Here is a 26,843-nt window from a genome sequence, read left to right as displayed (position 1 = left end):
GACGGGGTCGGGAAGCATGAGCGTGGAGACATGGGTGGAGCGGCTCGGGGGTCCCGACGGCCCCGAGCGCTACCGCCGCTACACCCTGTCCACCATCGGCTTCCTCGCCGCCGCCGAGGCCGCGATGTGGGTGTTCTGGGTCGCGACGTGCGGCGTCGGGGCGTTCGGCTCGGCCCTGGTGGCGGTGCTCGGCGCGGCGCACGTCGGCGTCCAGGTGCTGCTCGGGCGCGCCGCCCTGAGCCACTACCTCGGCGCCGGACCGCGCCCGGACCGCCTCGTCGCGCTGTTCGCCGCCGTCACCCTGGCCATGGCGGCCCTCGGCTGCGCGCTCCTGTCCACCGGCCGCATCGGGGGCCGGGACCTGGTGCCGTATCTGATCTGGCTGCTGATGTTCTACGCCGGGCCGCCGATGCTGGCGCTGCCGCCGCGCGCCGGGGTGCTGGTGGTCGGTGCGGTGCCGGCGGCGGCACTCGCCGCGGCCGCGGCGAGCGGGCTCTCCGGCGAGAGCCTGGCCCTCGTGGTCGGGGCCACGCTGTTCATGGTGCCGTTCATGGCCACGGCGATGCGGGTCTCCGGCTGGAGCGTGCGGCTCATCGAGGAACTGGCCAAGGCACAGGCGACACAGTCCCGGCTGGCCGTGGCGGAGGAGCGGCTGCGCTTCGGCCGCGACCTGCACGACGTGCTGGGCCGCAACCTCGCGGTGGTCGCGCTCAAGAGCGAGCTGGCGGTGCAGCTGGCACGGCGCGGCTCGGACCAGGCACAGGAGCAGATGCTGGAGGTACAGCGCATCGCGCAGGAGTCGCAGCGGGAGATCCGAGCGGTCGTACGCGGCTACCGCACCGCCGACCTGCACAGCGAACTGGCCGGTGCCCGCTCGGTCCTGGAGGCGGCGGGCATCGACTGCCGCATCGAGAACGGCCCTGCCGCGCGGCTGCCCGAACAGACGCAGACGGCGCTCGGCTGGGTGGTCCGCGAGGGGACGACGAACATCCTCCGCCACGCGCCGGGCGCATCGCGCTGCGAGGTGTCGGTGCGCGCCAGGATGCCGGGCGCGGTGGAACTCGTGATGGAGAACGACGGCGCGAAGAGCGGTGGCAGGACCGGCGGTTCGGGCCTGCCCGGTCTGCGCGAGCGCCTGGCCGGTCTCGGCGGCAGGCTCTCCGCGGAACCGCGCGATGACGGCGTCTTCCGCCTGACGGCCCAGATCCCGTGGGCCGATTCGGAGCCGGACCGATGAAGTTGGGGACAGAGCCCTGGAGCGCCCGATGAAGCCGCTGGTCCGCAATGCCGCCCTGAGCAGCTACGTAGAGCTCGGTCAGTCCCTCGGTGTCGACCCGCGCGCGCTGATGAAGCGGGTGGGTCTCGATCCGGTCGGTCTCGCCGTGCAAGACCGCTGGGTCTCCGGCGTCGCGGTCACCGAACTCCTGGAGCTGTCCGCCGCGGCCGCGGGCCGGGAGGAGTTCGGGCTGCTCCTCGCCGAGCGCCGCCGCTTCTCCAACCTCGGGCCCATCAGCCTGGTCCTGCGCGAGGAACCCGACGTACGCAGCGCGCTCGCCCTGCTCGTACGCCATGAACGCATGTACAACGAAATGCTCCGCAGCCGGCTGACCGAGGGCAACGGGCTCGCGACCGTCAGGCTGAGCCTCGAACTCGGGGAGGTGCGTGCGGCCCGGCAGGCCGTCGAGCTGGCCACGGGCACCTTCATCGGATTCCTCCGCGTGTTCCTCGGCGCCCGCTGGCAGCCGGTCTCCGTGTGCTTCACCCATGGCGCGCCCCGCGACATCACCGCGCACCGGCGCTACTTCGGACCCGTCGTGGAATTCGACCGGGAATTCAACGGAATCGTCTTCTACGCCACCGAACTCGACACGCCCAACAAGATGGCCGACCCGCTGCTGCGCGACTACGCCCGCCGGTACTTCGAGTCACTCGCGGTACCGGCCGAGTCCACCGAGCTCGACCGGGTGCGCGAGCTGATCGAGGTCCTGCTGCCGACCGGGCGCTGCTCGATCGAGCAGGTCGCGGGGAGCCTAGGCGTCGACCGCAGGACCGTGCACCGGCATCTGGCCGCGTCGGGCGAGACGTTCTCCGGGCTCGTCAACGCCACGCGCGCCCAGCTCGCCGAGCAGCTGGTGGCCAACCCGCGGCGCTCCCTCACGGAGATCTCCGGACTGCTCGGCTTCTCCGCGCCCAGCGCCTTCTCCCGCTGGTTCCGCGACCAGTTCGGCACGAGCGCCCGCGAATGGCGCGCCCGCCGTGTCCCCAAGTGACAAGTCTCCTGTCACCTCCGGTGAAGCGCGGCGCGTGACCCGCTCTTAACGTGGCGGTACGGCAAGGGGAACGGCACCCCCGCCGAACAGTAACTCCCTTGTGAGCAACCAGAGTTGGGCCCTGCGGGGGCACCGATCTGCCCGCTGTCCGCCCCATCCGCGTACAGGAGACGACCCATGCACTTCCTCGATGACTCCTTGCTGCCCGAGAACCAGCAGAAGCTGGTGATCCAGGCCGCGCCCTACGGCCCCGAGTGGCTGCCGGGCGACGCCGACGACCTCCCGCTGACCATGGACGAGCACGTCCAGGCCGCCGTGGACTGCCACAACGCGGGCGCCACCGTGCTGCACATCCACGTACGCGAACTGGACGGGCACGGCTCCAAGCGCATGTCCATGTTCAACGAACTGCTCGGACGGCTGCGCGAGGCCGTGCCGGACATGGTCCTGCAGATCGGCGGCTCCATCTCCTTCGCCCCCGAGGACGAGGGCTCCGAGGCGAAGTGGCTGAGCTACGACACCCGCCACATGCTGGCCGAACTCACCCCACGCCCCGACCAGGTGACGATCGCGATCAACACCAGCCAGATGAACATCGTCGAGATCATGAACGACGGCGACCTCGCCGGCACCTCCATCGCCAAGCCCGACTACTACAAGGCCTACCGCGACATGGTCGTCGAGGCCGGACCCGACTTCTACCTCGAACACCTCGGGCGGCTGCGCGCGAACGGCATCCAGCCGCACTTCCAACTCGCCACCCTGGCCCAGCTGGAGACCGTCGAACGGCTGATCCGCAGCGGTGAGTACAGCGGCCCCCTGGTACTCAACTACGTGGCGATCGGCGGCGGGTTCGCCGGGCGGCACCCCGCCGATCTCGTCGAGTTCGTGCGCCGCGTACCCGACGGCGCCGTCCTCACCGTCGAGTCCTCGATGCGCGCCGTCGCCCCGATGAACGCCATCGGCATCGCCCTCGGCGTACACGTCCGCGTGGGCAACGAGGACAACCTGTGGGCCCGCAAGGGCGAGCGCATGAGCTCCGTGCGGCAGGTCGAGCAGATGGTGCGGATCGCCGACGCCCTCGGCCGCGATGTCGCGGGCGGCGCGGAGGCCAAGGAGATCTACCAGATCGGTGAGTACTACGACGACACCGAGCAGACCCTGGCCCGGCTCGGCATGGTGCCCAACCGGCGCCCCGGACAGCGCGGCTTCATGCTCCGCGACACCGCCCGCTGACCGGCACACCGAACCACGAGGCCAGGAGAACGAGGAGACCGGGAGAACCACGTGGCGCATGCCATTCGATTCCATGAGACCGGCGGGCCCGAGGTCCTGCGCCGGGAGGCCGTGACCGTCGGCGATCCGGGCCCCGGTGAGGTCCGTGTCCGGCACGAGGCCGTCGGGCTCAACTTCGCCGACACCTATTTCCGTACGGGCCTTTACCCGGCCCCGCTGCCCGCCGGGCTCGGGGTGGAGGCCGCGGGGGTCGTCGAGGCCGTCGGCGCGGGTGTCACTCATGTCACCGAGGGGGACCGGGTCACGTACACGGGCAGCCCGCTCGGCGCGTACAGCACCGAACGCGTCATGCCCGCGGGCTCGTTGATCCGGCTGCCCGACGGCATCGACTGCGAGACCGCCGCCGCGATGACCATGCGCGGCCTCACCGCCGCGTACCTGCTGCGTCGTCTCCACCCGCTGGCGGCAGGCGACGTGATCCTGCTGCACGCGGCCGCCGGCGGCGTCGGCCTCATCGTCTGCCAGTGGGCGAAGCTGCTCGGGCTCACCGTGATCGGCACGGTCTCCACCGAGGAGAAGGCGGAACTCGCCCGCGCCCACGGCTGCGACCACACCGTCCTGTACCGCGAGGAGGACGTCGCCGGGCGGGTGCGGGAGCTGACCGACGGGTCCGGAGTCCCGCTCGTCCTCGACAGCGTCGGCAAGGACACCGTCGCCGGGTCCATGGCCTCGCTGCGCCGCCGGGGACTGCTCGTCTGCTTCGGTACGTCGTCCGGGGTGCCGCCGCTGGACGCGATGCAACTGGCCGTCCATGGCTCGCTGTTCGTGACCCGGCCCGCGCTCGCGGACTACATCGCCGACCCGGCCGAGCGTGACGCGCTGGCCGGCGAGTTGTTCGGGCATGTCGCCGAGGGCCGGATCGCCGTCCGCGTCAACCAGCGGTTCGCCCTCGACGACGCCGTGACGGCGCACCGCGCGCTGGAGTCCGGCCGTACCACCGGATCGTCCGTCCTCATCCCCTGATCCACGCCCCCGCCCGCACAGGAGAGTACTCATGACGCAGACCTCCACCCGCACCCGGATCGACGTCGAACGGCTGACCTGCACCCTCGGTGCCGAACTGCACGGCGTCCAGCTCAGCCGCGCCGTCCACGACGACACCCTGTTCGCCGAGATCAGGGAACTCCTGCTCCGCCACAAGGTGTTGTTCCTGCGCGACCAGGACATGACCCGCGCCGACCACGTCGCCTTCGCCTCCCGCCTCGGCCCGCTCGAGGACCACCCGGTCCTCGGCAGCGACCCCGACCACGCCGGTCTCGTCCGCATCTACAAGGATCTCGACAGCCCGCCCGAGCACTACGAGAACGCCCTGCACTGCGACGCGACCTGGCGCGAGTGTCCGCCCATGGGTGCCGTGCTGCGCTGCGTCGAGACCCCGGCCGTGGGCGGCGACACGATCTGGGTCGACATGGCCGAGGCCCACCGCAGGCTCCCCGAGCACATCCGTACGCAGATCGCGGATCTGCGCGCCCGGCACAGCATCGAGGCGAGCTTCGGCGCCGTCATGCCGACGCAGCAGCGTCACGAGCTCAAGGAGCGCTATCCGGACCCCGAGCACCCGGTGGTCCGCACCCACCCCGAGACCGGCGAGAAGATCCTCTTCGTCAACGCCTTCACCACCCACTTCGTCAACCATCACACGCCGCAGAACGTGCGGTTCGGCCAGGACCACGCTCCCGGCGCGAACCTCCTGCTCAACTATCTGATCAGCCAGGCGGCCGTCCCCGAGTACCAGGTCCGCTGGCGCTGGACGGACAACAGCGTCGCCATCTGGGACAACCGCTCCACCCAGCACTACGCGGTCCAGGACTACTGGCCGGCCGTCCGCAAGATGGAGCGCGCCGGGATCGCCGGTGACCGGCCCTGCTGAGGCCCCGTGGATGAGCCGCGGTTACGCATGGGTGGTCTTCGCCCTCAGTTTCGGACTGCTCCTGTCCGACTACATGTCACGGCAGGTCCTCAACGCCGTCTTTCCGCTCCTGAAGGCCGAATGGCTGCTCTCCGACGCCCAGTTGGGTTCCCTCAGCGGCATCGTCGCCCTGATGGTCGGCGTGCTGACCTTCCCGCTCTCGCTGCTCGCGGACCGCTGGGGCCGGGTCAGGAGCCTGGTCCTCGCGGCGGTGGTGTGGAGCCTGGCGACCCTGGGCTGCGCGATCTCCGCGAGCTACGGCCAGATGTTCTGGGCCCGCTTCATGGTCGGGGTGGGGGAGGCGGCGTACGGCAGTGTCGGCATCGCCGTGGTCCTGAGCGTGTTCCCCGCGACCCTGCGGGCCACCCTCTCCGGGGCGTTCATCGCGGGCGGCGCCTTCGGCTCCGTGCTCGGCGTGTCCATCGGCGGGGTCATCGCCCAACACCTCGGCTGGCGCTGGACGTTCGGCGTCATGGGGATCTTCGGACTCGTCCTCGCCGCGGTGTACGGCGTCGTGGTGAGCGAGCGGAAGCTGGCCGCCGCCGGTGCCGGACCCGGCGCCGCACCGGGCGCGGGAGGCTCGGTGCGGACGCTGCTCCCGCGGCTGTTCTCCTCTGTGTCCGTGCTCTGCGCCTATGCCGGCAGCGGGCTGCAGATGTTCCTCGCGATGGCGCTGCTGGCCTGGATGCCGAGTTACCTCGACCGCTACTACGGCCTGCCCACCGACAAGGCGGGGCTCGTCGCCGGGGTCTTCGCGCTCATCACCGGGATCGGCATGATCGGCGGCGGGCTGGTCAGTGACCGGCTCGGCCGCGGGAACCCCCACCTCAAGTGGTCCGTCGCCGCCTGCTGCAGCGCGGGCTCGCTGCTCCTGCTCGCGGGAGGCTTCCAACTCCCGCCCGGTGCCCCGCAATTGATCCTCGTCGGCCTCGGTACCCTGCTGTGCAACGCCACGGCGGGGCCCGCGGCCGCCATGGTGGTCAGCCTGACGCCCGCCGCCGTCGGTGCGACGGCCATGGCCACGCTCACCCTCGCCAACAGCCTGCTGGGCCTGGCCCCCGGCCCCGCGGTGACCGGCATGCTCGCCGACCGCATGGGCCTGCACGCCGCGCTCCGCGTGATCCCGCTAGTCGCCCTCGTCGCGGGCCTCGCCTTCGCCCTGGGCCGACGCCACTACGCCAAGGGCCTCGGCTCGCTCCCTGCCGTCGGGCCCGCGGCTTTATTCGCTGCGCGGCGCAGTGATTCCTTGTAGTCTTCTGCGTAACGCAGTGAATGCGTCATGCAGGAGACTGCGGAAGAACACAGAAGAGCGCAGATGAACGCAGAAGAACTACCCCTCTGGAGAACCATGCTCACCGTCGCCGTCACCGGAGCCACCGGCGCCCAGGGCGGAGCCACCGCCCGTGCCCTGCTGGCCGCCGGTCATCGGGTCCGCGCCCTCACCCGGCACCCCGACGCCGCGTCCGCCGACACCCTGCGGGGACTCGGGGCGGACATACGCCTCGCCGACTTCGACGACCGGGCCTCGCTCGACGCGGCCCTGACCGGCGCCGACGCGCTGTTCGCGGTCACCACCCCGTTCGGCACCGACACGGCCACCGAGACCCGGCAGGGCAAGGCCCTCGTCGACGCCGCGGTGACCGCCCGCCTCGGGCATGTCGTCCTGACCTCCGCCGCCCACGCCGACCGCGGCACCGGCATCCCGCACTACGAGAGCAAGCACGCGGTCGAGCGGTATCTGCGGGCGGCCGGTGTGCCCTGGACCGTCATCGCCCCGGCCGCGTTCATGGACAACTACGCCACCGGCTGGACCCTCGACGGACTGCGCGAGGACGCCTTCGCCTGGCCCATGCCCGCGGACACCCCCTTCGCTCTCATCTCCGCCGCCGACATCGGCGCCTTCGCGGCGGCGGCCTTCGGGCGCCGCGACGAGTTCGTCGGCCGCCGCCTCGACATCGCGTCCGACGTACGCACTCCGGCACAGATCGCGGACGCGCTCGCCGCCGCCACGGGCCGGCCGGTCGTTCACCGGGAGGTGCCGCTGCACTACGTCCGTACGCGCTCCGACGATCTGGCCGCCATGTTCGCGTACTTCACCACGGTCGGCCTCGACGTCGACGTGGCCGGGCTGCGGAGCGACCATCCCGAGATCGGCTGGCAGGGCTTCGGCGACTGGGCCGCCGCCCAGGACTGGGCCGGGCTCCTCTCTCCGGCGCCCGCGCGGCGGTGACCGGGGGCCGGGGAAGGATCGGCCCATGAACCACGCGGACGACGCCGGCGGCCTCGCCGCCGCCCAGCAGGACCACTGGCAGCACACCTACGCCGACCACCCCGGCATGTACGGCGCACAGCCCTCCGCCCCCGCACGGCACGCTGCCGGGACCTTCCGCGACGCCGGGGCGCACGACGTGCTCGAGCTGGGAGCGGGGCACGGCCGTGACGCGCTGTACTTCGCCCGCGAGGGCTTCACCGTGCGGGCCACCGACTTCAGCGCCACGGGCCTGGAGCAACTGCGGGCGGCGGCCCGGCGGCAGGGATCGGCCGATCGGCTGCGGACCGAACTCCACGACGTACGCGAACCGCTGCCCCTCGGCGACGGCTCGGTCGACGCGGTCTTCGCGCACATGCTGCTGTGCATGGCGCTGTCGACGGAGGAACTCCACGCGCTGGTCGCGGAGGTGCGTCGCGTACTGCGGCCCGGCGGCACCTTCGTCTACACCGTCCGGCACACCGGCGACGCGTTTCCCCAAGCTCTCGGCTCCGCTCGAGCAGGGGAGACCCCATCCGGCGCGGGCGTCGCCCACGGAGACGGCATCTTCGAGCACGGCGGCTTCGCGGTGCACTTCTTCGGCCGGGAACTGGTCGACGCACTCGCCGACGGCTGGACACTGCGCGAGGTGCACGCCTTCGAGGAGGGGGAGCTGCCGCGCCGCCTGTGGCGCGTGACGCAGACGCTCCCCCCGGCCGCCTAGCGGTCGGCCCCCGGCCCGTTCGCCCGCGCCCGCTCCCGCACGGTGCCGGGGGGCAGTCCGAGCCGGGACTCGGCGGTCTCGATCACCAGGTCCCCGAGGCTCAGGCCGTCCGGGAGCGGGTCGTCGCCGTCGCCGTCCGCATTGCTGTACGCGCCCATGCCGTCGACGGCGACGAGGATGTGCAGCGCCGCCCTGAGCGCGCCACCGGCCGCGTCGAGACCGCCCTCCTCGATCAGCTCGACCAGCGCGCCGCGCGTCACCGCCTCCTGCGCGCCGACCGCACGCCGCAGCGGTGTCTTGAACCGGCTGAGGTGACGGGCGTTCAGCCACAGCCGGCTGAGGTCGGTGTAGTCCCCGCCCGTGATCCGCACCAGGAAGAGCGCGAGCCGGTCGACCGGCTCCAGCCCCTGCTCCGCCTCCGGCAGCAGCGAGTCCCGCTCGGCCGTCGCCGCGTGCGTGAACGCCTCGGCGACCAGGTCGTCGGCCGCCGGGAAGTAGTGGCCGATCAGTGACGGCCGTACCCCCAGCTCGTCCGCGACACGGCGCAGCGTGATCAGTTCGAGCCCCTCCGCCAGCGCGACGCGGGCCGCCGTCCGCACGATCTCCGCGCGGCGCTCCTGCGGCGGCTTCCGGGTCTGCTTGGGCCGGTCCTTGCTTTCGGGTTGCCGAGGTCTTGACGCCATACCCCGAACCCTATTGGATTGGCGCCCAACAGTTAACTGGGCAACCACCCAATAAGGTGGTGCACCTTCGTCCGAGAGGTCACCGATGACCACGCAGCAGACAGAACGTGCAGGTCAACCAGAGGTCAGAGGCATCGACCTGGTCACCGACGCGGAGCGCTCCGGGCGCCCCCGACAGCTCTTCGCCGTCTGGGCGGCCCCGAACGTCAGCTATCTGAGCTTCGCCGTCGGCGCCTCGCTGGTCCTCATGGGACTCACCCTCGGCCAGGCGATCGGCGTGATCCTCGCCGGGAACCTCCTGTGGATCTGCACCGGCGTGGTCGCCGCGAGCGGCCCCGCCGCCGGGACGAGCGGCTCGGTGGTCTCCCGAGCGTTCTACGGCGTGGTCGGCAACAAGTTCGTCCTCATCGTCACCGGCTGGCTCATCGCCTCCGCCTACCTCGCCCTGAACTGGTCGGCCGCGTCGGTCGCCGGCATCGGCCTGGCCGGGCAGTGGGGGCTGCCGGACTCCTCGGCCCTGGACGGGCTGATCATCTGCCTGATCGCGGCCGTCACCCTCCTCGTCGCGATCTACGGCTACGCCACGATCGTCCGCCTCTACGCCGCGCTCAGCATCCTGCTCACCGCCGTCTTCGTCGTGGTCACCGGGTACGTGCTCGCCTCGGCGGACTGGACGCACACCCCCGCCGAGCCGCTGCACGGCGCCGCCCTGGCGGCCGCGCTCGGCACCGGCTTCACGATCATCGGGTCGACCGCGCTGTCGTACAGCAACAGCCCCGACCTGGCCCGCTATCTGCCGCGCGGCAGCTCGATCACCGCCATCGCGGGCTGGACGGCGTTCGGCGCCTATCTGCCCAGCGTCGTCTTCACGTCGGTCGGCGCGCTGGCCGCGACCAGCCTCGACATGAGCGACCCGCAGGCGGCCCTGGAGTCGATCCTGCCCGGCTGGTTCGTGCCGGTCTTCGTGATCGCCGTCGTCTTCAACACCGTCGCGAACAACGGGATGACCGCGTACAGCGCCAGCCTCTCCGTCCAGTCGGTGGGAGTACGGCTCGCCCGCATCCCCGCGGTCCTGGTGATCGGCGCCATCGGCACGGCGATGACGCTCTACGCGATCCTCGTCTTCGACTTCCTCACCAGCGTCAACACGATGCTCCAGCTGGTCGTCGTCATCACGGGCCCGGCCATGGCGGTGGCCGTCACGGACCTCGCCCTGCGCCGCAACCGGTACCACGGCGAGGAACTGCTCAAGCAGGAGCGCGGCGGCCCGTTCTGGTACCGCGGCGGCGTCCACTGGCCCGGCATCCTCGCGCTGTTCCTCGGCGGCCTCGCCTCGCTGATGTGCGCGAGCACCACCTTCTGGGTCGGCCCCCTCGCCACCGCGATGGGCGGCACGGACCTGGCCATCCCGTCCGGCATGGGCGTCGCCGCACTCGTGTACTGGGGCCTGGCCCGCATCCTGCGCACCATCGGCCACACCGACCCTGTCAGCCCTGTCAGCTCCGTCAATCCCCATGAGAAGGACACCACCCCGTGCACGCCGACGTCATAGTGACGGCCCACCACATCGAGACGCTGGAAGGCGAGACGCTGGAAGGCCAGACGACGGAAGGCGACGGCCGCGCCGCTGACGCCCTCGCCGTCAAGGACGGCCGGATCATCGCCGTCGGAACCGCCGACGAGATCGCCGCACTGCGCGGCGCCGACACCGTCGTCCACGCCTTCCCCGGCGCCACCGTCCTGCCCGGACTCGTCGACGTCCACGCCCACCCCGTGTGGGGCTCGATCGAGATCGGGCGGGGCGTGGACCTCTCCACGGCCGGCACGCTCGACGCGGTCCTCGACCACATCGGCGAGGCGGCCGAACAGTTGCCGGCCGACGCCTGGATCACCGGGTACGACCTCGACGTCAACGTCTTCGACGGCTCCGGGGCCCGCGACGGCGAACCGACCGGTTCCGTCCTCGCCGAACGCTTCCCAGGCCGCCCCGTCTCCCTGATGACGCGGGACGCCCACGCGCTCGTGATCAGCCCCCGGGCCGTGGAACTCGCGGGCCTGACCGGGCGCGAGACCTTCACCGACGCCTCGTCCGTCGTCACCGGTCCCGACGGCCGCCCGATCGGACACATCCTCGAACTCCAGGCCATGGACCTGGTCTTCGCCCACTATCCCGAAGTCCCGGTCGCCACCGCCGCGGACTACGTCCGCACCCAGCTCGACACCCTCGCCCGCCACGGCCTCACCGGCCTGCACGCCCTGGACTTCACCGAGCCCTCCCTCGACGTCTACCGGCACATCGAGGCCCATGGCGAGCTGCCCCTGCGCATCCGCTGCTCACCCCTCGTCCCCGCCGACTCGGCCCCCGAGGCCTGGCGGACGATCGCCGACCAGCAGTCCCTGCGCGGCCGCCGCTGGCACGTCGAGGGCGCCAAGTTCATGCTCGACGGCACCGCCGACAACGGAACCGCCTGGTTCGACCGCCCCGACTGCCACGGCGAGAACCGCGAACCCCTCTGGCGCGACCTCGGCGCCTACCGCGCCGCCGTCCGATACTTCACCGAGCGCGGCATCCCCACCGCCACCCACGCCATCGGCGACCAGGCCGTACGCCACGCCCTCGACGTCCTCGAGGAGGCGGGACCTGCGGGCCGCGCCCCGCACCGTATCGAGCACATCGAGTCCCTGCCGGACGACCTCCTGGACCGGTTCGCGCGGCTCGGCGTCGTGGCGAGCCTGCAGCCCGTGCACGGCACCCGGCACACCCGCGCCGACGGCACCGACAACTGGTCCCGCCGGATCGGCCCCGACCGCGCCGCACGCGGCTGGCGCACCCGAGACCTGCTCGACCACGGCGCGGTCGTCGCCCTCGGCTCGGACTGGCCGATCGGCCCCGGTGACCCGCGCACCGGCCTGGCCGACTGCCAGCTGCGCCGCCCGGTCGAGCGGCCCGACACCGAGCCCGTGCAGCCAGCCCAGGCCATCACCGCACGCGAGGCCTACACCGGCATGACCCGCGCCGCCGCCCAAGCGGCAGGCACGGAACACGAATCGGGCCGCATGGCCCCCGGCTGCCTCGCCGATCTGACCGTCTTCGCCACCAACCCGCTGGACCTCACGCCCGAGGACCAGGCACACAACCCCGTCCTCGCCACCTTCGTCGGCGGCGACATCCAGCACCACCACGCGAGGAACAACTGATGACGACCACCACCCCCGGCCCCGCCGAGCGCCTCCACATCGCTGTCTCCGCCGCCGACCCGTACGCACGCGGGGCGGCCCGCGGCGAGCGGCTGCGCGACGGGATCCCCGCCGCCCTGGACGTCTACGCCCGCCTCTTCGCCCTAGGCGGCATCACGATGCAGAGCGCGCGGGACGACGCCGAACGCGCCCTCGACGCCATCGGCGACTTCCGCCCCGCGGCCCGCGCCGAGATCGCGGGCATCGCGCACGGCGCCGGCGTCGAGGAGTGGCAGGCCGGCGTCCTCAACGCGCGCACCGAGATCCTGGCCCGCTCCGCCGCCGTCCCGCCGGGGGAGTGCACCACACTCGTACGCCGCACCCCCGAGGGCCGCACCTTCGGCACCCAGACCTGGGACTGGCACGTCGAACTGGCCGACCACTGGCACACGCTGGAAGCACGCGGGGGCCGCCACACGGTCACGGGCCTCACCGAACACGGCATCCTCGGCAAGATCGGCATCAACAGCGCTGGTCTCGCCCTGCACTTCAACATCCTCGGCCACGTCAGGGACGCCGTCGGCGGCGTCCCGATGCACGTCCTCGCCGCCGTCGTCCTGTCCGAGGCGGGCGGCGTCGCCGAGGCCGTCGACCTCGTGCGCTCCGCCCCGCTGGCCTCCTCCGGTTCCTTCGCCCTCTTCGACGCCGCGGGGGACGCGGTGCTGCTGGACATCAGCCCCGTCGGCGTACACGAGATCCCCTTGGACCACCGGGGCATGCTCCTGCGCACCAACCACTTCCTCACGCCGTCCCTGACCCGCGACGAGAAGTCCTGGCTCTACCAGCCCGACTCCTGCGACCGCCGCGACTTCGTGTCCGCACGGCTGGAGAAGATGGGTGAACTCCCCGCCGACTCCGACGCGTTGGCGTCCCTCCTGATCACGGGAGAAGGCGAACCCCCGGTCACCTGTCTCCCCGACCCCGCGAAGCCGCTGGGCCAGCGCTGGGCGAGCCTCGCCACGGTCACCCTGGACCCGGCCACGCGCACGGCCCGGATCCTCGACGGGACACCGGCGGATATCGGCACCAGGGGCTGGCGGGTCCTTACCGCCGGTCGCTGAGGCCGGGGATCAGCCAGGGTCCACGTCGCTGTGCACCAAGTCGTGGTCGGAGTACGGCGTGCGATGCACGCCGTGTTCCTTCGCCGCCATGTTCCGGAGGAAGACGTAGTCGAACTTGGTCTGCCAGTCGGTGGTCGTCTCGCACTCCCCGGTGGGAGAGGGTCGGCAGCCGGGGTCCGTGTCCGTGGCCAGGGCCCACATGGGGGACAGTTCGGCGGCTTCCGGAACGGCGTTGAAGTCGCCCAGCGCGATCGCCCGGTCGTGCCGGGCGACCTGCTCGGCGAGCACGCGGATCTGGGCCGCGCGGACCGGCGCCTGCTCCCGCTGGGCGAGGTGGGTGTTGAAGACCCGGACGGACCGGCCGGCCACCGTGGTCGTGACCGCCATGTAGCCGCGGTCCTCGGACCCGCCCTCCGGGTACTCCACGTTCACGTGGTCCTTCATCGGCGCGACGGAGAGAATGGCCTGGCCGAAGGCGCCCGGCCGCCACGGCCAGCCTCCGCAGCGGCCCCACTTGCGCAGGACCGACCCGTATTCGACGTGGTAGACGAGCCCGTGCAGGTTCTCCAGATAGTCCCGGATGCGCTCGACGTCCCGTACGCACGCCTCCTGCAGGCCGATGACCTGGGGCGCGTATCTGGCGATCTCCGCCGCCCTGCCGACGTTGTTCTCCTCGCAGGGGTTGCAGATGTTCCACGTCATGACCCGGTTCGGCACGATGTCCTTGACGGGCTCGGGGGGCGGCGAACCGGCGCCGGGCAGGCCGCTCGGCATGCTGGGGCCGATGAGCACTATGCAGGCCAGGGTCATGGCGCCGACGAGCGACCGCGTACTCCGTCCGAGCACCATCGCCTCCTCCTCAGTGGCTACACAGGGCATCTGACCACATCAGGCATGAGGCTATGGGACGGGGCTGTCGGCCATATGTCCGGCCGATGACGTGTGTCGCGTTTCAGTACGGCTCTGCGCCCAACGCCCGGCTGCCCGGGGCGCAGCACTCACTCAGCTCGTCGTATTCGGCGGCCGTCAGCTGCTTCCGGGCCGCGCCGCGGCGGCTGCCGTCGAGCAGGGCGGAGGCGTCGTCCAGCCACTGCGGGGACGGGGCGACGCCGATGAACGCGGCGAGGCGGGCGAGTTCCTCGTGCGGGTTGTCGATGAGGTCCTCGTACGCGAGTGTCATGCGCTGACCGGCGGGCAGGCCGTCGAGGAAACGTGTGCCCTGGACGACCAGTTCGGACCACAGGTCGGCGAACCTGCGCACGGGAAGGTCCCGGTCCCGCACGAGTGCCGCGTCGAATCTTTCGCTGAGCAGGGGCGCCAAGTCCGGTGGCAGGGCGCTCACCTGTTCCTCCGTCAGATCGGCGAAGCTGTCGACGCCCGTCCGCTCTCTGATCTCGCGCATCAGGGTGATCGTGCGGTACCCGGTGTGGCGGCTCATCGACAGGGCGCAGTCCGGCCCGTCCCGGAAGAGGTGCACGAACTTGGCGTACGGGAAGGCGGCGCGCAGCCCCGGCGCCCAGCCCGTCGAGTAGCCGGACCGTTCGACGACCGCGGTGCGGCCGAAGCGGGCACCGAGCAACTCGAAGAGCGCTTCGTGGTGTTCGGCGGCGGCACGGTCGGGCCAGTCGAGGACCGCGGCGCGGATCTCGTCGAGCAGTCCGTCGGGGTCGTCGGTGAGATGCGGAAGCACCATCAGGGAGAGCGCGGGGATGCCGGTGGTCTCCACCGCGTACCGCCCGGGGCGGCGGGTGTAGAGGAACTCCGGCATCTGGAGCCCGTTGCGGAGCATGGCCGCGAAGTACGGGGTCGGCCGGAACAGGGCCTCCCAGAACTCCGCCCCCGACAACTGGCCCTCGGGGAAGGCCACGTCACCGACCGAGGCCAGGTACTCGTTGAGGCTGAGGACGTCGGGATGTGTGTTGAGGATGCGGGACAGAGCGGTGGAGCCGCTGCGGCCGGTGCCGATCACGAAGGTCAGGTTGCGCGAGGTCACTTCGGCGGCCCCTCCTTTTCGAAGTAGGCGGCGCTCTCGGCGTCCGCCGGGTAGTACGACTCGATCGCCACCTCGTCCAGTGTGATGTCCATCGGCGTACCGAACGTGGTGATCGTCGAGAACAAGGCGAGTTCTTGTCCGTCGAGGCGGAGAATCATCGGGATCACGACATCGGACCCGGCTGAAAGGCTCGACGTGGCCTCGGCGTCGGGCTCCAGGAGTTCCGCGTAGAGCGCGGAGAGCTCCGCGTCGGGTGCGACGGCGAGCTGGCGTCTGATGCGGGAGCGGAACATCGACCGTACATCGGCCAGGTTGACGACCAGACGGGCGAATCCCCGCGGGTCCAGGCCGAGGCGCACCAGGTTGACCGGTGGCCGCAGCAGCTCCGGATCGGCGTACGCGAAGAACGGCTCGACCGCGCGGTTGGCCAGCACGATGTTCCACCGGCGGTCGAAGGCGATCGCCGGGTAGGGCTCATGGGCGCGGAGCACTCGCTCGACGGCGTCGCGGGCCGCCGTCAGCGCGCCGTCGGCGAGGGGGCGCTCGGCGTACCGGGGAGCGAATCCGGCCGCGAGCAGCAGCCGGTTGCGGTCGCGCAGGGGCACGTCGAGCTGGTCCGCGAGCCGCAGGACCATGGCGGCGCTGGGACGGGACTTGCCCGTCTCGACGAGGCTGACGTGCCGGGCCGAGACGTCGGCCGCGATCGCCAGATCGAGTTGGCTGAGCCGACGGCGGTGCCGCCACTGCCGCAGGAGCTGCCCGACCGTGTGCATGGTCGCCGAGCGTACTCAGCGCGGTGCGGCGCACGCCATGACATGGGATTTCATCGACAGCCGTCGCGACCACGGAAACACTGCGGCCATGACCACGGACGGCATGACGACAGACGGCACGACGGCAGACAACAAGAGCATGGTTCAGCGGGCGCTCGTGGGGCTGGTCGAGACGGGCGGCGTCGACGGCCTCGCACCCCTGCTGCGCGAGGACTTCGTCCACCACCGGCCCGACTCGACCGTCTCGACCAAGGCGGAGTGGCTCGCGGCCGTGGAGGCGGCTCTGACCCCGCTCGCCGGGATGCGGGTCGAGATCCACCATCTGCTGGCCGACGGCGATCACGTCGTCGTGCACTCGCGGCGGCGACTCCCCGACGGCGGGCCGGAGATCGCCGTCGTCGACATCTGGCGGATCGACGACGGGCTGATCGCCGAGGGATGGGAGCTCATCGAGCCGGTGGCCCGGGCGGCCGCCCACCTGGTGTGGTGGGAGCCGACCGGGCCCTGAGCCACCGTCAGGTCCGGCGCAGAACCGTGGCCTCCGCGCCCCAGCCGAGCGCGATCGTCCGCTCCACGTGCCGGCCCGAGCGCCGCGCGAGGTCCGCGATGGCGGCGGAGTCACGCAGCGGGCTGCCCGTCGCGGCGTACGCGCGCAGCGCCGCCTCGCCGGCGTGCGGGCTCAGTCCGTCGGGGCGGGAGGCCTCGACGAGGACCGCCGTGCCGGTCAGCGGGGCGAGCCCGGTGAGGAACCGTGTCGCCTCGTCGTCGGTGCGGTGGGCGAGGGCCTTCGCGGCGACGGCGACATCGGCGGGACCGGCCGTCCAGTCGACGCGTTCCGGCGCCGGGACGTGCCCGCGCAGCACCCGGGCCGGAGTCTCGTCTTCCGCGACCCGGAGCCGCGGCCGCCGTCCGGCGTCGTCGAGGGCGGCGACGACCGACGCGCTGCCCGGCCCTGCCAGGAGGCACGTCTCGACGTCCGCGGGCGGTGCGTGTCACGGTCGTACGCACTCCTCGATGATCGAGGTCACCTGCCTCGCTGCGGGGGAGTGGCCGTGGGCCCGGCGGCCCAGGACGAGGTCCACGGTCTCCGGCTCGGCGAGGGGTACGTACGTGACACCGTCGAGCCGCAGGCTCTGCACCGACTCCGGTACGAGGGCGACGCCGTGCCCGGCCGCCACGAGCACGACGAGGGTGGCGGTCTCGCCGACCTCGACGAGGGACGCGGGCCGGAAGCCCGACCGGCGGCAGGCCGACAGGACGTGGTCGTACATCACGGAGCGTGACTGTGCCGGGTGGACGACGAAGGCCTCGCCCGCGAGGGACGCGAGCGGGATCCGCGGGGCGGCGGCCATCGGGTGGTGGGCCGGGAGCACGGCCACCAGGGGCTCGGTGCGCAGGGGTGTGCTGCTCACCCCCTCGGTCTCGGGTCCGGAACGCAGGACCGCGAGGTCGAAGGTGCCGTCGAGCAGTCCGTCCACGAGCTGCGGGGTGAGCAGCTCGCCGCGCAGGTCCAGGGTGATGTGCGGGAGCCGCGCGCGTACGGTGCGGGCGACGTGCGGCAGGACGTCGTAGGTGGCGGTGCCGATGAAGCCCACGGAGACCCGCCCCGCGTGGCCGTCGGCGAGCTCGGCCATGTGCGCCCGCGCGCGTTCGGACTCGGCCAGCAGCGAGCGGGCGTATCCGGTCAACTGCCGTCCTGCCTCGGTGAGTTCGACGCGCCGGGTGGAGCGGTGGAAGAGGGCGACCCCCAGCTCCTGCTCCAGCTGCTTGATCTGCTGGGACAGGGCGGGCTGGGCGATGTGCAGCCGGGTCGCCGCCCGCCCGAAGTGGCACTCTTCCGCGAGCGCGAGGAAGTACCGGACCTGACGAAGCTCCATGGCTCCGAGTTTATAAGTCAGTCTTATCAATGGAGAAGAACTGAGTCTTGGACGTGATGAACCCCTCGCTCCTACGGTGACGGCGTGACCGAAAGCTACGTGTACGCAGCAGCAAGGACGCCCTTCGGCCGGTTCTCCGGAGCCCTCGCCGGTGTCCGGCCGGACGATCTCGCGGCGCTGGCCGTGCGGGGCGTCCTGGACAAGGCGCCCGCGCTCGATCCGGGCGCCATCGGGGATGTCGTGTGGGGCAACGCGAACGGCGCCGGCGAGGACAACCGCAACGTCGGCCGCATGGCCGTGCTCCTCGCCGGGCTGCCCACCTCGGTGCCCGCCACGACAGTGAACCGGCTGTGCGGGTCCTCCCTCGACGCGGCGATGATCGGCTCGCGGGCCGTCGAGTCCGGCGACGCGGACATCGTGCTGACCGGCGGCGTGGAGTCGATGAGCCGGGCCCCCTGGGTGCTGCCCAAGCCCGATCGGGCCTATCCCGCACAGGACATGACCGCCGTCTCCACCACGCTGGGGTGGCGGCTCGTCAACGAGCGGATGCCGCGCGAGTGGACGGTCTCGCTGGGCGAGGCCAACGAGCGGCTCGCCGAGCGGTTCGCCGTGCCGAGGGAGCGGCAGGACGAGTTCGCCGTCCGGTCCCACACCCTGGCGGACGCGGCCTGGAGTGCGGGCTTCTACGACGGCCTGGTGCTGCCGGTCACGGTGGACGGCAAGGGGAACACCCTCACGCGGGACGAGGGCATCAGGCCGGGGTCCACGGTCGGCAAGCTCGCCGGGCTCAAGCCGTCGTTCCGCCCCGACGGCACGATCACGGCGGGCAACGCCTCGCCGCTGAGCGACGGGGCGTCGGCCGTGCTCCTGGGCTCGGCGGCCGCGGCGGCACGCATCGGTACCGACCCGCTGGCCCGGGTCGCGGGGCGCGGGGTCTTCGCGCTGGACCCGCACATGTTCGGCTTCGCGCCCGTGGAGGCGGCGAACCGGGCGCTGAAGAGCGCGGGCATCGGCTGGCGGGACGTGTCCGCCGTCGAACTGAACGAGGCCTTCGCCGTGCAGGCGCTCGCCTGTGTGGACGCGTGGCAGGTCGACCCGGCGATCGTCAACGCCAAGGGCGGCGCGATCGCGCTCGGCCATCCGCTCGGCGCATCCGGCGGCAGGCTCCTGGGGACGCTGGCCCACCGGCTGCGCGAGTCCGGCGGGCGCTGGGGTCTCGCCGCGATCTGCATCGGGGTCGGCCAGGCGCTGGCCGTGGTCCTGGAGAACGTGAAGGGTGGCGGTCCGCTTTCGGACAACTGACCTGAACCGGCGGGTAGTTGGACCCTGATGTCCGGAGGGAGCAAGCACCCTCCGGACATCGGCGTGTCATTGATCGCCCCGCTTGTGACCAGCTGTTGTCACAGGTCACGCGGGGTGGTGTGGCGCCGAGGTGCCCCCGGATGGTCACCGGCTCTGGCGGCAATCTTCAAATCTTGAGCACGAATTCCACACATCCCTCTCTCCAGGGGCGCGCCCATGCTCTAGATTGACCCTGCTTCAAATGGTGTGACACGAAGCGACAAATGATGATCTATCGAACCTCGGATGCGGGGAGCATCCGAGGCTTCGGCGAGCGCTGAAACGGCCGGCGACGGCCATGTGCGGGAGGTGGGGACCTCCCGGGGGAAGAACAGTGCGGCGCGGGAGGCGGGGGAGCCTCCCGGGGGAGAAGCAGTGTTGGGCGCGTACCACTGGTGACCTGGGGGGTCCTGTGCAGCAGGGGGAATTAGTCGACCCGTTTTCGTCGGCGCGCGGGCGTCTGGGGAACGGGACGATCGGCCGGCCCGCGATCGACTGGGAACAGCGCTATCGCCGTACGGTGATCACCGGCGACACGGTGGCCACCGCGATGGTAGTGGCGTCGATCGGCATCTTTTTCGGGGCCAGGGACGCGGCCAACTGGCATGAGAAGTGGGGAATCCTGGCCTTCGGCACCGAACTCCTGGTGCTCGGAGCCCTCGCGGTGAACCGGTCGTGGGCCCCGGCCGTACTCGGCCAGGGCGCCGAGGAGTTCCGGCGGCTCGGACGCTCGCTGTTCACCGCGGTCGTCGTGCTCTCGCTCGGCGGGATCGCCCTCACCTCGCGCAACATCAAGCTCTGGATCTTCGTCGCGATCCCCGCGATCGCGCTGCTCACCATGACCGAGCGGTATCTGTTCCGCCTCTGGCTGCACAGGCAGCGCAAGGAGGGGCGGTGCTTGAGACCGGTGCTCGCCGCCGGGAGCCCGGCCACCGTGCGCGATCTGATCACCCGGGCCCGGAAGTTCCCGCACCTCGGCTGGCGGGTGGACGGGGTGTGCATGGCGGACGGCCTCGAACTCGACGGTGACCAGCTGGACGGGGTGCCCGTCGTGGGACGCCTCGCGGAGGTGGCCACGCACGTACGCCGCGACGGCTACCGCGTCGTCGCGGTGACACCCGACCCGCACTGGTCACCGGACCGGCTGCAGCGCCTCGCCTGGAACCTCGAGGGCAGCGACGCCGAGATGGTCGTGGCCCCCGTCCTGATGGAAGTGGCGGGACCGCGGCTGCACGTCGACGCGGTGCTCGGGATTCCGCTGCTCCGGGTCAGCATGCCGACGTTCACCGGGGGCCGCCGGGCGGTCAAGGGAGTCGTGGACCGGATGGGGGCGGCGATCCTGCTGATCCTGTTCGCGCCGCTGATGGTGCTCGTCGGGCTGCTCGTCCTCGCGGACAGCCGGGGCGGCGCGTTCTACCGCCAGCGCAGGGTCGGCAAGGACGGCCGCGAGTTCACCATCTACAAGTTCCGCACGATGGTCGCCGGGGCCGAGCGCGCACGCGCCCAGCTGGCCCATCGCAACGAAGGCGCGGGGCTGCTGTTCAAGCTCCGCAGGGATCCCCGGGTGACCCGATTGGGGGCGGTGCTCCGCCGGTACTCGATCGACGAACTCCCGCAGCTCTTCAACGTGTTGGCCGGGTCCATGTCGCTCGTCGGCCCGCGGCCTCCGCTGCCGGAGGAGTCCGCGGCGTACGGACCGGACATCCGACGGCGGCTCCTGGTCAAGCCCGGGCTCACCGGCCTGTGGCAGATCAGTGGACGCAGCGACCTGTCGTGGGAGGAGGCGGTCCGCCTCGACCTGCGGTACGTCGAGGACTGGTCGCTCGCCCTGGACACGGTGATCTTGTGGAAGACGCTGCGCGCGGTGCTCCAGGGCCAGGGGGCCTACTGATGGGTGGGGGTCTTCGGTTCAACAGTCCGACCGGCGTACGGAAGGCAGGCCGGAAGGGCATGCCTGGGGGGAGGAACGGATCATGAGGGTAAGCGTCTTGGGGCTCGGCTACGTGGGCTGTGTGTCGGCCGCGTGCCTGGCGAGCCTGGGGCACGAGGTCATCGGCGTGGACGTGAACCAGGTGAAGGTCGACCTGGTCAACGACGGCAAGGCGCCGGTGGTCGAGGAGCGGATCGGCGACCTGGTCGCCGAGGCCGTGCGAACCGGCGCGTTACGCGCCACCGGCGACGTCCGCGAGGCGATCCTGGGCAGCGACGTGTCCCTGGTCTGCGTGGGGACGCCGTCGGAGCCCAACGGCAGCCTGTGCACCACCTACTTGGAGCGGGTCACCGAACAGATCGGCGCCGCGCTCGCCGAGCGGAACGGGCGGCACACCGTCGTCTTCCGCAGCACCATGCTGCCGGGCACCTGTCTGAACCTGCTCGTCCCGATCCTGGAGAAGTACGTCGGCGGCACAGCCGGCGTGGACTTCGGGGTCGCGGTCAACCCGGAGTTCCTGCGCGAGGGCACAAGCGTGCGGGACTTCTTCGACCCGCCCAAGACCGTCGTCGGCGAGCTCGACCCGGCCAGCGGCGACGCGGTGATGAAGCTGTACGACGGACTGCCCGGCGAGGTGTTCCGGGTGCCCGTCCCCACGGCCGAGGCGATCAAGTACGCGGACAACGCGTTCCACGGCCTCAAGATCGGCTTCGCGAACGAGCTGGGCGCGGTGTGCCAGGCGCTCGGCGTCGACTCGCACCAGGTGATCGACGTGTTCCTGGCCGACCGCAAGCTGAACATCAGCCCCGCCTATCTGCGGCCGGGCTTCGCCTTCGGCGGCTCCTGCCTGCCCAAGGACCTGCGCAGCCTGATCCACGCGGCGCAGCGCGCCGACGTGTCGGTACCGATCCTGTCCCATGTGCTGCCCTCCAACTCCGCACATCTGCAGCGCGCGGTGGAGCTGGTCGAGCGCACCGGGAAGCGCCGGGCGGGCCTGCTCGGGCTCTCCTTCAAGCCCGGCACCGACGACCTCCGCGAGAGCCCGCTCGTCGAGCTGGCGGAGAGACTCTTCGGCAAGGGCTACGACCTGAAGATCTACGACGCCAATGTGAACGTCTCCCGGCTGCTCGGCGCCAACCGCGAGTACATCGAGACCCGCCTCCCGCACCTCGCCCAGCTGCTCGCCGACTCCGTCGAGGAAGTGCTCGACCATGCCGAGGTGTGCCTGGTCGGGACCAGGGACCCGGCGGTCGTCGCGGCGCTGCCGCATGGCGCGGGCCCGGTGATCGTCGATCTAGTCCACCTTCCCGACGCCGAGACGCGCCGGACCGAACCGGGGTACATGGGCCTTGCTTGGTAACGCAAAGAGCGGCGCCGGGTCGAACCGGCGCGCATTGATCATGGTGGAGAACCTGTCGGTGCCGTTCGACCGGCGGGTGTGGCAGGAATGCACGACCCTGCGCGACGCGGGCTGGACGGTGCACGTCATCTGTCCGCGCGGGGAGAAGCGGGACACGGAGCCGGAGGCGGAGATCGACGGGGTGCGGATCCACCGCTACCCGTTGCGCGCGGCCACCGGAGGGCCCGCCGGCTATCTGCGGGAGTACGGTTCGGCGCTCTGGCACACGGCACGGCTCGCCCGCAAGGTCGGCCCGGTCGACGTGGTCCACGCCTGCAATCCGCCCGACCTGTTGTTCCTGCCCGCGCTGTGGCTCAAGCGGCGCGGCGCACGGTTCGTCTTCGACCAGCACGATCTGGTCCCCGAGCTGTACCTCTCCCGGTTCGACCGCGGCGAGGACCTGCTCTACCGCGGCGTGTGCGCCCTGGAACGGCTCACCTACCGTGCCGCCGACATCGTGCTCGCCACGAACGAGAGCTACCGCGACGTGGCGGTGAGCCGTGGCGGGCAGCGCCCCGAGGACGTGTTCGTGGTGCGCAGCGCACCCCAGACCGAACGCTTCCAACCGGTGCCGCCCGAACCGGAGTTGAAGAACGGAAAGCCCCATCTGCTCTGCTACCTAGGCGTCATGGGCCCCCAGGACGGCGTTGACTACGCCCTGCGGGCGCTCGCGAAGCTGCGCGACGAGCTCGGACGTACCGACTGGCACGCGGTGTTCGTCGGCTCCGGCGACGCCTTCGACGCGATGGTCGAACTGTCCCGGCGGCTCGGGCTCGACGAGCAGGTGCGGTTCACCGGACGCATCCCGGACGCCGACCTGGTGCGGTACCTGTCCACCGCGGACGTGTGCCTCTCGCCCGACCCGCGCAATCCGCTCAACGACGTGTCGACCATGAACAAGGTCCTGGAGTACATGGCGATGGGCCGGCCCATCGTCTCGTTCGACCTGAAGGAGGCGCGGGTCTCCGCCGGTGACGCCGCCGTCTACGCGCCCGCCAACGACGAGGCCGGATTCGCCAAGCTCGTCGCCCTGCTCCTCGACGACCCGGAGAAGCGGGCCCGGATGGGCGAGACCGGCCGGGATCGGATCGGCGGGCAGCTCTCCTGGCGCAACTCGCAGGCGTCGCTGCTCGCCGCCTACGAGGCCGCCTGCGACGACCGCACCCGGATCACGCCGGGCAGGCCGGTCCGGGCGCGTAGGGGGCGGCGGCGTTGAACGACGACACGATACGACTGGCCACGATCGGGCGGATCTTCCGCCGGCGGTGGCGGCTGCTCGCCGCGCTCGCCCTGGTGGGCGCGCTCGTCGGGTACGGCGTCTCGATGGTGTTCCCGCCGCGGTACACGACGTCGGCGTCGGTGCTGCTGCCGGGCCAGTGGGAGGAACGCGAGCTGCTGACCCAGGTGGACATCGCGACGAGTTCGTCGGTGGTCGACCGGGCGGCCGACGCGCTCGGCTGGTCCGGCGTCGGCGGCGGTGAGCTGCGCGACCAGGTGAGCGCCAAGGCCGCCGACGGGAACATCATCAAGATCTCCGGTACGGCCGAAACCCCGGAGCGCGCGCAACGCCTCACCGACCAGGTGGCCAAGGAGTTCGTCGCCTTCGCCGCGCGGATCGCGGGCGGCGGCACCGACCCGGCGAAGGCCAAGGGGCCCGAGGCGCTGCGCAAGAAGGTGGAGGAGACCGACCGCCGCATCACCGAACTGGCCGAGGCGGCCGATCCGGGGCGGTCCGTGGAGAGCGTGCAGGCCCGCACCGAACTGGAGAAGCTGCGCACCTCGCTGCACGAAGCCATGAAGAAGCTGGAGGAGGCCGACCCGGCGTCGGACAAGGCCGGACTGGTCGTCATGGGCCCTGCCGCCCGCCCGACGGGCGAGTCGCCGCCGACGCGGACCCAGCTCGTCGGCGGCGGAGCCCTGCTGTTCTTCCTGTCCGCGGTGGTCGGCCATCTCACCGCCGCGCGGGGCAACCGCCGGCTGCGCTCCGAGCCGGAGATCGCCGCGGCGCTCGGCTCGAAGCTCATCGGCACCGTCGACGTACCCGGCCAACCGCCCGCGCACCGGCCCGAGGGCAGCGCCTCGCGCACCCGGATCCGCCGGCTGCTCGGTGCCGACACCCAGTGGGACGTACCGACCCCGCAGCGGTCCGTCGACGAGGCCGGCCGGCGGATCCGCTACCGGCGGGTGTGCGCCCGCCTCCGGGAGCAAGTACCCGCCCCCCGGCGGCTGTTGGTCGTCGTACCGCACGGCGACGAGATCGCCCGCCGGGCCGCGGCGCAGCTGGTCGCCGAGGCCAGGAGCGAGCTGCTGCCGCGGGTCGTGGAGGTGTCGGCGGACCGGCCGATGGTGCCGGACCGCGACACCGAGTCCGGCGCGCTCGTCGTGCTCGGCGCGGGCAACTGGACCGCGGAGGAGCTGACCGGCATCGCCGGGGCCTGCGCGGACGCCAGGCATGAGCTCGTGGGCGTCGTCGTCGCGGGCACGGTCCGGGACCGCCCGGGCGCGAAGGGTTCCGCAGGCCATTCTCCGGACGAGGCCACCCCGGCGCTCGCGGCGCGCGGCCACGCGACGGGAGGTCCGGCGTGACGACGAGCACGACCACACAGACGCCGGCGGCCGCTCCGCTGTTCGATCTGCAGGCACTGGTGGTGGCGGTGCGCAGGCGCCGCCGCCTCTGGTGCGCGATGGCACTGCTCGGCCTGCTGGCCGGTGCGGCGCTGGCCGTCCTGAAGCCGCCCCCGCCGAGCGCGGTGACCAAGGTGCTCGTCGCACACGCGGAGGACCAGCCGAACGACACCGGAACGCTGATCCGCACCGACGTCGAGGTCCTCGGCACCACGAGGATCGCCGAGAAGGCCCTGAAGTCCCTCAACTCCTCGGAGAACCCCGAGGACTTCATGGCGGACTACCGGGGCACCGGCCTGACCAACAACCTGCTGCAGATCGAAGTGACGGGGGAGAGCGACGCGGACGCGGTCGCGCGGGCCAAGGCCTTGGCCGACGCGTTCGTCGCGGACCATGTGCGGCGGATGCGGGCGACCGCCGAGGCCGAGGCTCAGGCGCTGCTCGACCAGCGCGAGCGGATGCGGGACGAACTCGCCGAGGTCAACGAGGAGATCGGCGGCCGATCGCCGGAGGGCGACTCGGAGGAGTCGGCGAGCATCGAGACGCTCTTCGCCCGCAGGGCCGAACTCACCTCGCGGATCGCCGACTTCGCCCAGCGCGCCGAGGAGGCCCGCGTCGGCACGCCCAAAGTGATCTCCGGCACGGAGATCGTGGACGCGCCGCGCGCGGTGCGGCACTCGCTGCCCAAGTCGGCCGCCACCAACGCCGGGATCGGGCTCGCCCTCGGACTCGTCATAGGGCTCGCGCTGGCCGCGGTCCGTGCCGTGGTGGCGGACCGCCCCGTGCTGCGCCGGGACATCGCCGCGAACCTGGGCGCCTCGGTCATCGCGGAACTGCCCCACCGGTCGGGCAGGTTGTGGCAGCGCCGACGGACACGCGTGACGCGCGAACGGCTCACCGCGATCCTGGCCCGCGCCGCACGCGGCTCCACGGAACCGCTGTCGCTTCTCGAACTGGGCTGTGCGCGCGGCACCAGCACGATCGCCGTGGACCTCGCCGGGGTACTCGCGGCGGACGGGCCGGTGGTGATCGTCGACGGTCTGCCGGGCCCGCAGCTCGCGGGCCGCCGCCAGCGGCCGGGAGATCCCGCCGTGGTCAGCGGCGAGCGCGCCGCCGCCGTGTCCCGGCAGGACCGCAGGCTCGGCGTCGGCTCGGTCGCGCCCGGCACCGCGTGGACCGACCTCCAGTACCTCGGCACCCAGACCGTGCTCGTCGTACGGGCCGGGCACGGCAGCGCCGCCTGGCTGCACACCGTGGCACGCCAGCTCGCGGACCAGCGCATTGCGGTGGTCGGCGTGGTGCTGATCGACCCCGATCCGCGTGACCGGACCGACGGCACGCTGTGGGACGGGGCGCATGAGCCGCGCGGCCACGGCGAGCGGCAGGCCCGGCAGAACGGGAAGGGCCCGCGGCCGACCGAGCGGCAGCCGATGTGGGCCGCACGAGGTGCGGACAACGACCAGGAAGGGCGGTAGGC

23 protein-coding genes and 1 pseudogene are annotated in these 26,843 nt (G+C 71.9%); 18 read left to right on the top strand and 6 right to left on the bottom strand.

Annotated features, from left to right (window positions below; translation table 11 throughout):
* The first annotated feature begins 16 nt into the window (after window positions 1-16).
* From ACIBKX_RS25130 to ACIBKX_RS25095, 8 genes are all read left to right on the top strand, one after another.
* A complete protein-coding gene (locus ACIBKX_RS25130) occupies window positions 17-1,237 on the top strand; it encodes a histidine kinase (RefSeq protein ID WP_363273135.1) in 1,221 nt (406 codons plus the stop codon).
* Window positions 1,238-1,265: 28 nt separating this feature from the next.
* Window positions 1,266-2,270, top strand: a complete 1,005-nt coding sequence (locus tag ACIBKX_RS25125; RefSeq protein WP_363273134.1) for an AraC family transcriptional regulator — start codon at window positions 1,266-1,268, stop codon at window positions 2,268-2,270.
* Window positions 2,271-2,447: 177 nt separating this feature from the next.
* A complete protein-coding gene (locus ACIBKX_RS25120; RefSeq protein WP_363273132.1) occupies window positions 2,448-3,506 on the top strand; it encodes a 3-keto-5-aminohexanoate cleavage protein in 1,059 nt (352 codons plus the stop codon).
* 51 nt (window positions 3,507-3,557) lie between these two features.
* A complete protein-coding gene (locus tag ACIBKX_RS25115) occupies window positions 3,558-4,529 on the top strand; it encodes a quinone oxidoreductase (protein ID WP_363273131.1) in 972 nt (323 codons plus the stop codon).
* 31 nt (window positions 4,530-4,560) lie between these two features.
* A complete protein-coding gene (locus ACIBKX_RS25110) occupies window positions 4,561-5,436 on the top strand; it encodes a TauD/TfdA family dioxygenase (RefSeq protein ID WP_363273130.1) in 876 nt (291 codons plus the stop codon).
* On the top strand, window positions 5,420-6,727 hold the full coding sequence (locus tag ACIBKX_RS25105) for an MFS transporter (protein ID WP_399376080.1): 1,308 nt from the start codon (window positions 5,420-5,422) through the stop codon (window positions 6,725-6,727). Before ACIBKX_RS25110 ends, ACIBKX_RS25105 begins: the two co-directional genes overlap by 17 nt.
* Before the next feature lie 96 nt (window positions 6,728-6,823).
* Complete coding sequence (locus ACIBKX_RS25100; protein ID WP_363273128.1) at window positions 6,824-7,705, top strand: NmrA/HSCARG family protein; 882 nt, start codon at window positions 6,824-6,826, stop codon at window positions 7,703-7,705.
* A gap of 25 nt (window positions 7,706-7,730) precedes the next feature.
* Entirely contained in the window at window positions 7,731-8,447 is a 717-nt protein-coding gene (locus tag ACIBKX_RS25095) for a class I SAM-dependent methyltransferase (RefSeq protein WP_363273127.1), read from the top strand.
* On the opposite strand, the gene ACIBKX_RS25090 is transcribed toward ACIBKX_RS25095, so the two are convergent.
* Window positions 8,444-9,130, bottom strand: a complete 687-nt coding sequence (locus tag ACIBKX_RS25090; protein WP_363273125.1) for a TetR family transcriptional regulator — start codon at window positions 9,128-9,130, stop codon at window positions 8,444-8,446. The genes ACIBKX_RS25095 and ACIBKX_RS25090 overlap by 4 nt on opposite strands.
* Window positions 9,131-9,215: 85 nt before the next feature.
* On the opposite strand from ACIBKX_RS25090, the gene ACIBKX_RS25085 reads away from it, so the two are divergent.
* Genes ACIBKX_RS25085 through ACIBKX_RS25075 form a run of 3 tightly spaced genes read left to right on the top strand, consistent with a single transcriptional unit; the run spans window position 9,216 to window position 13,428 of the window.
* Window positions 9,216-10,682 (top strand): cytosine permease, encoded by a 1,467-nt coding sequence (locus ACIBKX_RS25085; protein WP_363273124.1) that lies wholly within the window; start codon window positions 9,216-9,218, stop codon window positions 10,680-10,682.
* Window positions 10,664-12,328, top strand: coding sequence for an amidohydrolase (locus tag ACIBKX_RS25080; RefSeq protein WP_363273122.1), 1,665 nt, complete (start codon window positions 10,664-10,666; stop codon window positions 12,326-12,328). The genes ACIBKX_RS25085 and ACIBKX_RS25080 overlap by 19 nt, the downstream gene beginning before the upstream one ends.
* Window positions 12,328-13,428 (top strand): C45 family peptidase, encoded by a 1,101-nt coding sequence (locus tag ACIBKX_RS25075; protein ID WP_363273121.1) that lies wholly within the window; start codon window positions 12,328-12,330, stop codon window positions 13,426-13,428. The genes ACIBKX_RS25080 and ACIBKX_RS25075 overlap by 1 nt, the downstream gene beginning before the upstream one ends.
* 9 nt (window positions 13,429-13,437) lie before the next feature.
* On the opposite strand, the gene ACIBKX_RS25070 is transcribed toward ACIBKX_RS25075, so the two are convergent.
* The 3 genes from ACIBKX_RS25070 to ACIBKX_RS25060 all read right to left on the bottom strand — a co-directional run bounded on the left by ACIBKX_RS25070 (window position 13,438) and on the right by ACIBKX_RS25060 (window position 16,194).
* Entirely contained in the window at window positions 13,438-14,277 is an 840-nt protein-coding gene (locus ACIBKX_RS25070; protein ID WP_363273120.1) for an endonuclease/exonuclease/phosphatase family protein, read from the bottom strand.
* A gap of 103 nt (window positions 14,278-14,380) precedes the next feature.
* Window positions 14,381-15,421 (bottom strand): sulfotransferase, encoded by a 1,041-nt coding sequence (locus ACIBKX_RS25065; RefSeq protein ID WP_363273119.1) that lies wholly within the window; start codon window positions 15,419-15,421, stop codon window positions 14,381-14,383.
* Complete coding sequence (locus ACIBKX_RS25060; RefSeq protein WP_363273118.1) at window positions 15,418-16,194, bottom strand: helix-turn-helix transcriptional regulator; 777 nt, start codon at window positions 16,192-16,194, stop codon at window positions 15,418-15,420. The genes ACIBKX_RS25065 and ACIBKX_RS25060 overlap by 4 nt, the downstream gene beginning before the upstream one ends.
* Before the next feature lie 88 nt (window positions 16,195-16,282).
* On the opposite strand from ACIBKX_RS25060, the gene ACIBKX_RS25055 reads away from it, so the two are divergent.
* Window positions 16,283-16,702, top strand: coding sequence for a nuclear transport factor 2 family protein (locus ACIBKX_RS25055; RefSeq protein WP_363273117.1), 420 nt, complete (start codon window positions 16,283-16,285; stop codon window positions 16,700-16,702).
* Between the two features lie 7 nt (window positions 16,703-16,709).
* On the opposite strand, the pseudogene ACIBKX_RS25050 reads toward ACIBKX_RS25055, so the two are convergent.
* Both ACIBKX_RS25050 and ACIBKX_RS25045 read right to left on the bottom strand, forming a co-directional pair.
* A pseudogene (locus tag ACIBKX_RS25050) lies at window positions 16,710-17,171 on the bottom strand (siderophore-interacting protein); the annotation flags it as partial.
* A 15-nt stretch (window positions 17,172-17,186) separates the two neighbouring features.
* Window positions 17,187-18,071: a LysR family transcriptional regulator gene (locus tag ACIBKX_RS25045; RefSeq protein ID WP_363273116.1), complete on the bottom strand. Its 885-nt coding sequence runs from the start codon at window positions 18,069-18,071 to the stop codon at window positions 17,187-17,189.
* 84 nt (window positions 18,072-18,155) lie between these two features.
* On the opposite strand from ACIBKX_RS25045, the gene ACIBKX_RS25040 reads away from it, so the two are divergent.
* From ACIBKX_RS25040 to ACIBKX_RS25015, 6 genes are all read left to right on the top strand, one after another.
* Window positions 18,156-19,373 carry a thiolase family protein gene (locus ACIBKX_RS25040; RefSeq protein WP_363273115.1) on the top strand — a complete coding sequence of 406 codons (1,218 nt, stop codon included), beginning with the start codon at window positions 18,156-18,158 and terminating at the stop codon, window positions 19,371-19,373.
* Window positions 19,374-19,824: 451 nt separating this feature from the next.
* Window positions 19,825-21,303, top strand: coding sequence for a sugar transferase (locus tag ACIBKX_RS25035; protein WP_363273114.1), 1,479 nt, complete (start codon window positions 19,825-19,827; stop codon window positions 21,301-21,303).
* 82 nt (window positions 21,304-21,385) lie between these two features.
* Window positions 21,386-22,702 (top strand): nucleotide sugar dehydrogenase, encoded by a 1,317-nt coding sequence (locus tag ACIBKX_RS25030; protein ID WP_363273113.1) that lies wholly within the window; start codon window positions 21,386-21,388, stop codon window positions 22,700-22,702.
* A gap of 40 nt (window positions 22,703-22,742) precedes the next feature.
* A complete protein-coding gene (locus tag ACIBKX_RS25025) occupies window positions 22,743-23,957 on the top strand; it encodes a glycosyltransferase family 4 protein (RefSeq protein ID WP_363273112.1) in 1,215 nt (404 codons plus the stop codon).
* On the top strand, window positions 23,954-25,327 hold the full coding sequence (locus ACIBKX_RS25020) for a Wzz/FepE/Etk N-terminal domain-containing protein (protein ID WP_363273111.1): 1,374 nt from the start codon (window positions 23,954-23,956) through the stop codon (window positions 25,325-25,327). The genes ACIBKX_RS25025 and ACIBKX_RS25020 overlap by 4 nt, the downstream gene beginning before the upstream one ends.
* On the top strand, window positions 25,324-26,841 hold the full coding sequence (locus ACIBKX_RS25015; protein ID WP_363273109.1) for a Wzz/FepE/Etk N-terminal domain-containing protein: 1,518 nt from the start codon (window positions 25,324-25,326) through the stop codon (window positions 26,839-26,841). The genes ACIBKX_RS25020 and ACIBKX_RS25015 overlap by 4 nt, the downstream gene beginning before the upstream one ends.
* Window positions 26,842-26,843: the final 2 nt, after the last annotated feature.

This window comes from Streptomyces sp. NPDC050658 (assembly GCF_044457025.1).
Taxonomy (GTDB): domain Bacteria; phylum Actinomycetota; class Actinomycetes; order Streptomycetales; family Streptomycetaceae; genus Streptomyces.
The sequence above is the reverse complement of the archived record's forward strand: the minus strand, read 5'-3'. Positions and strand labels throughout refer to the sequence as shown.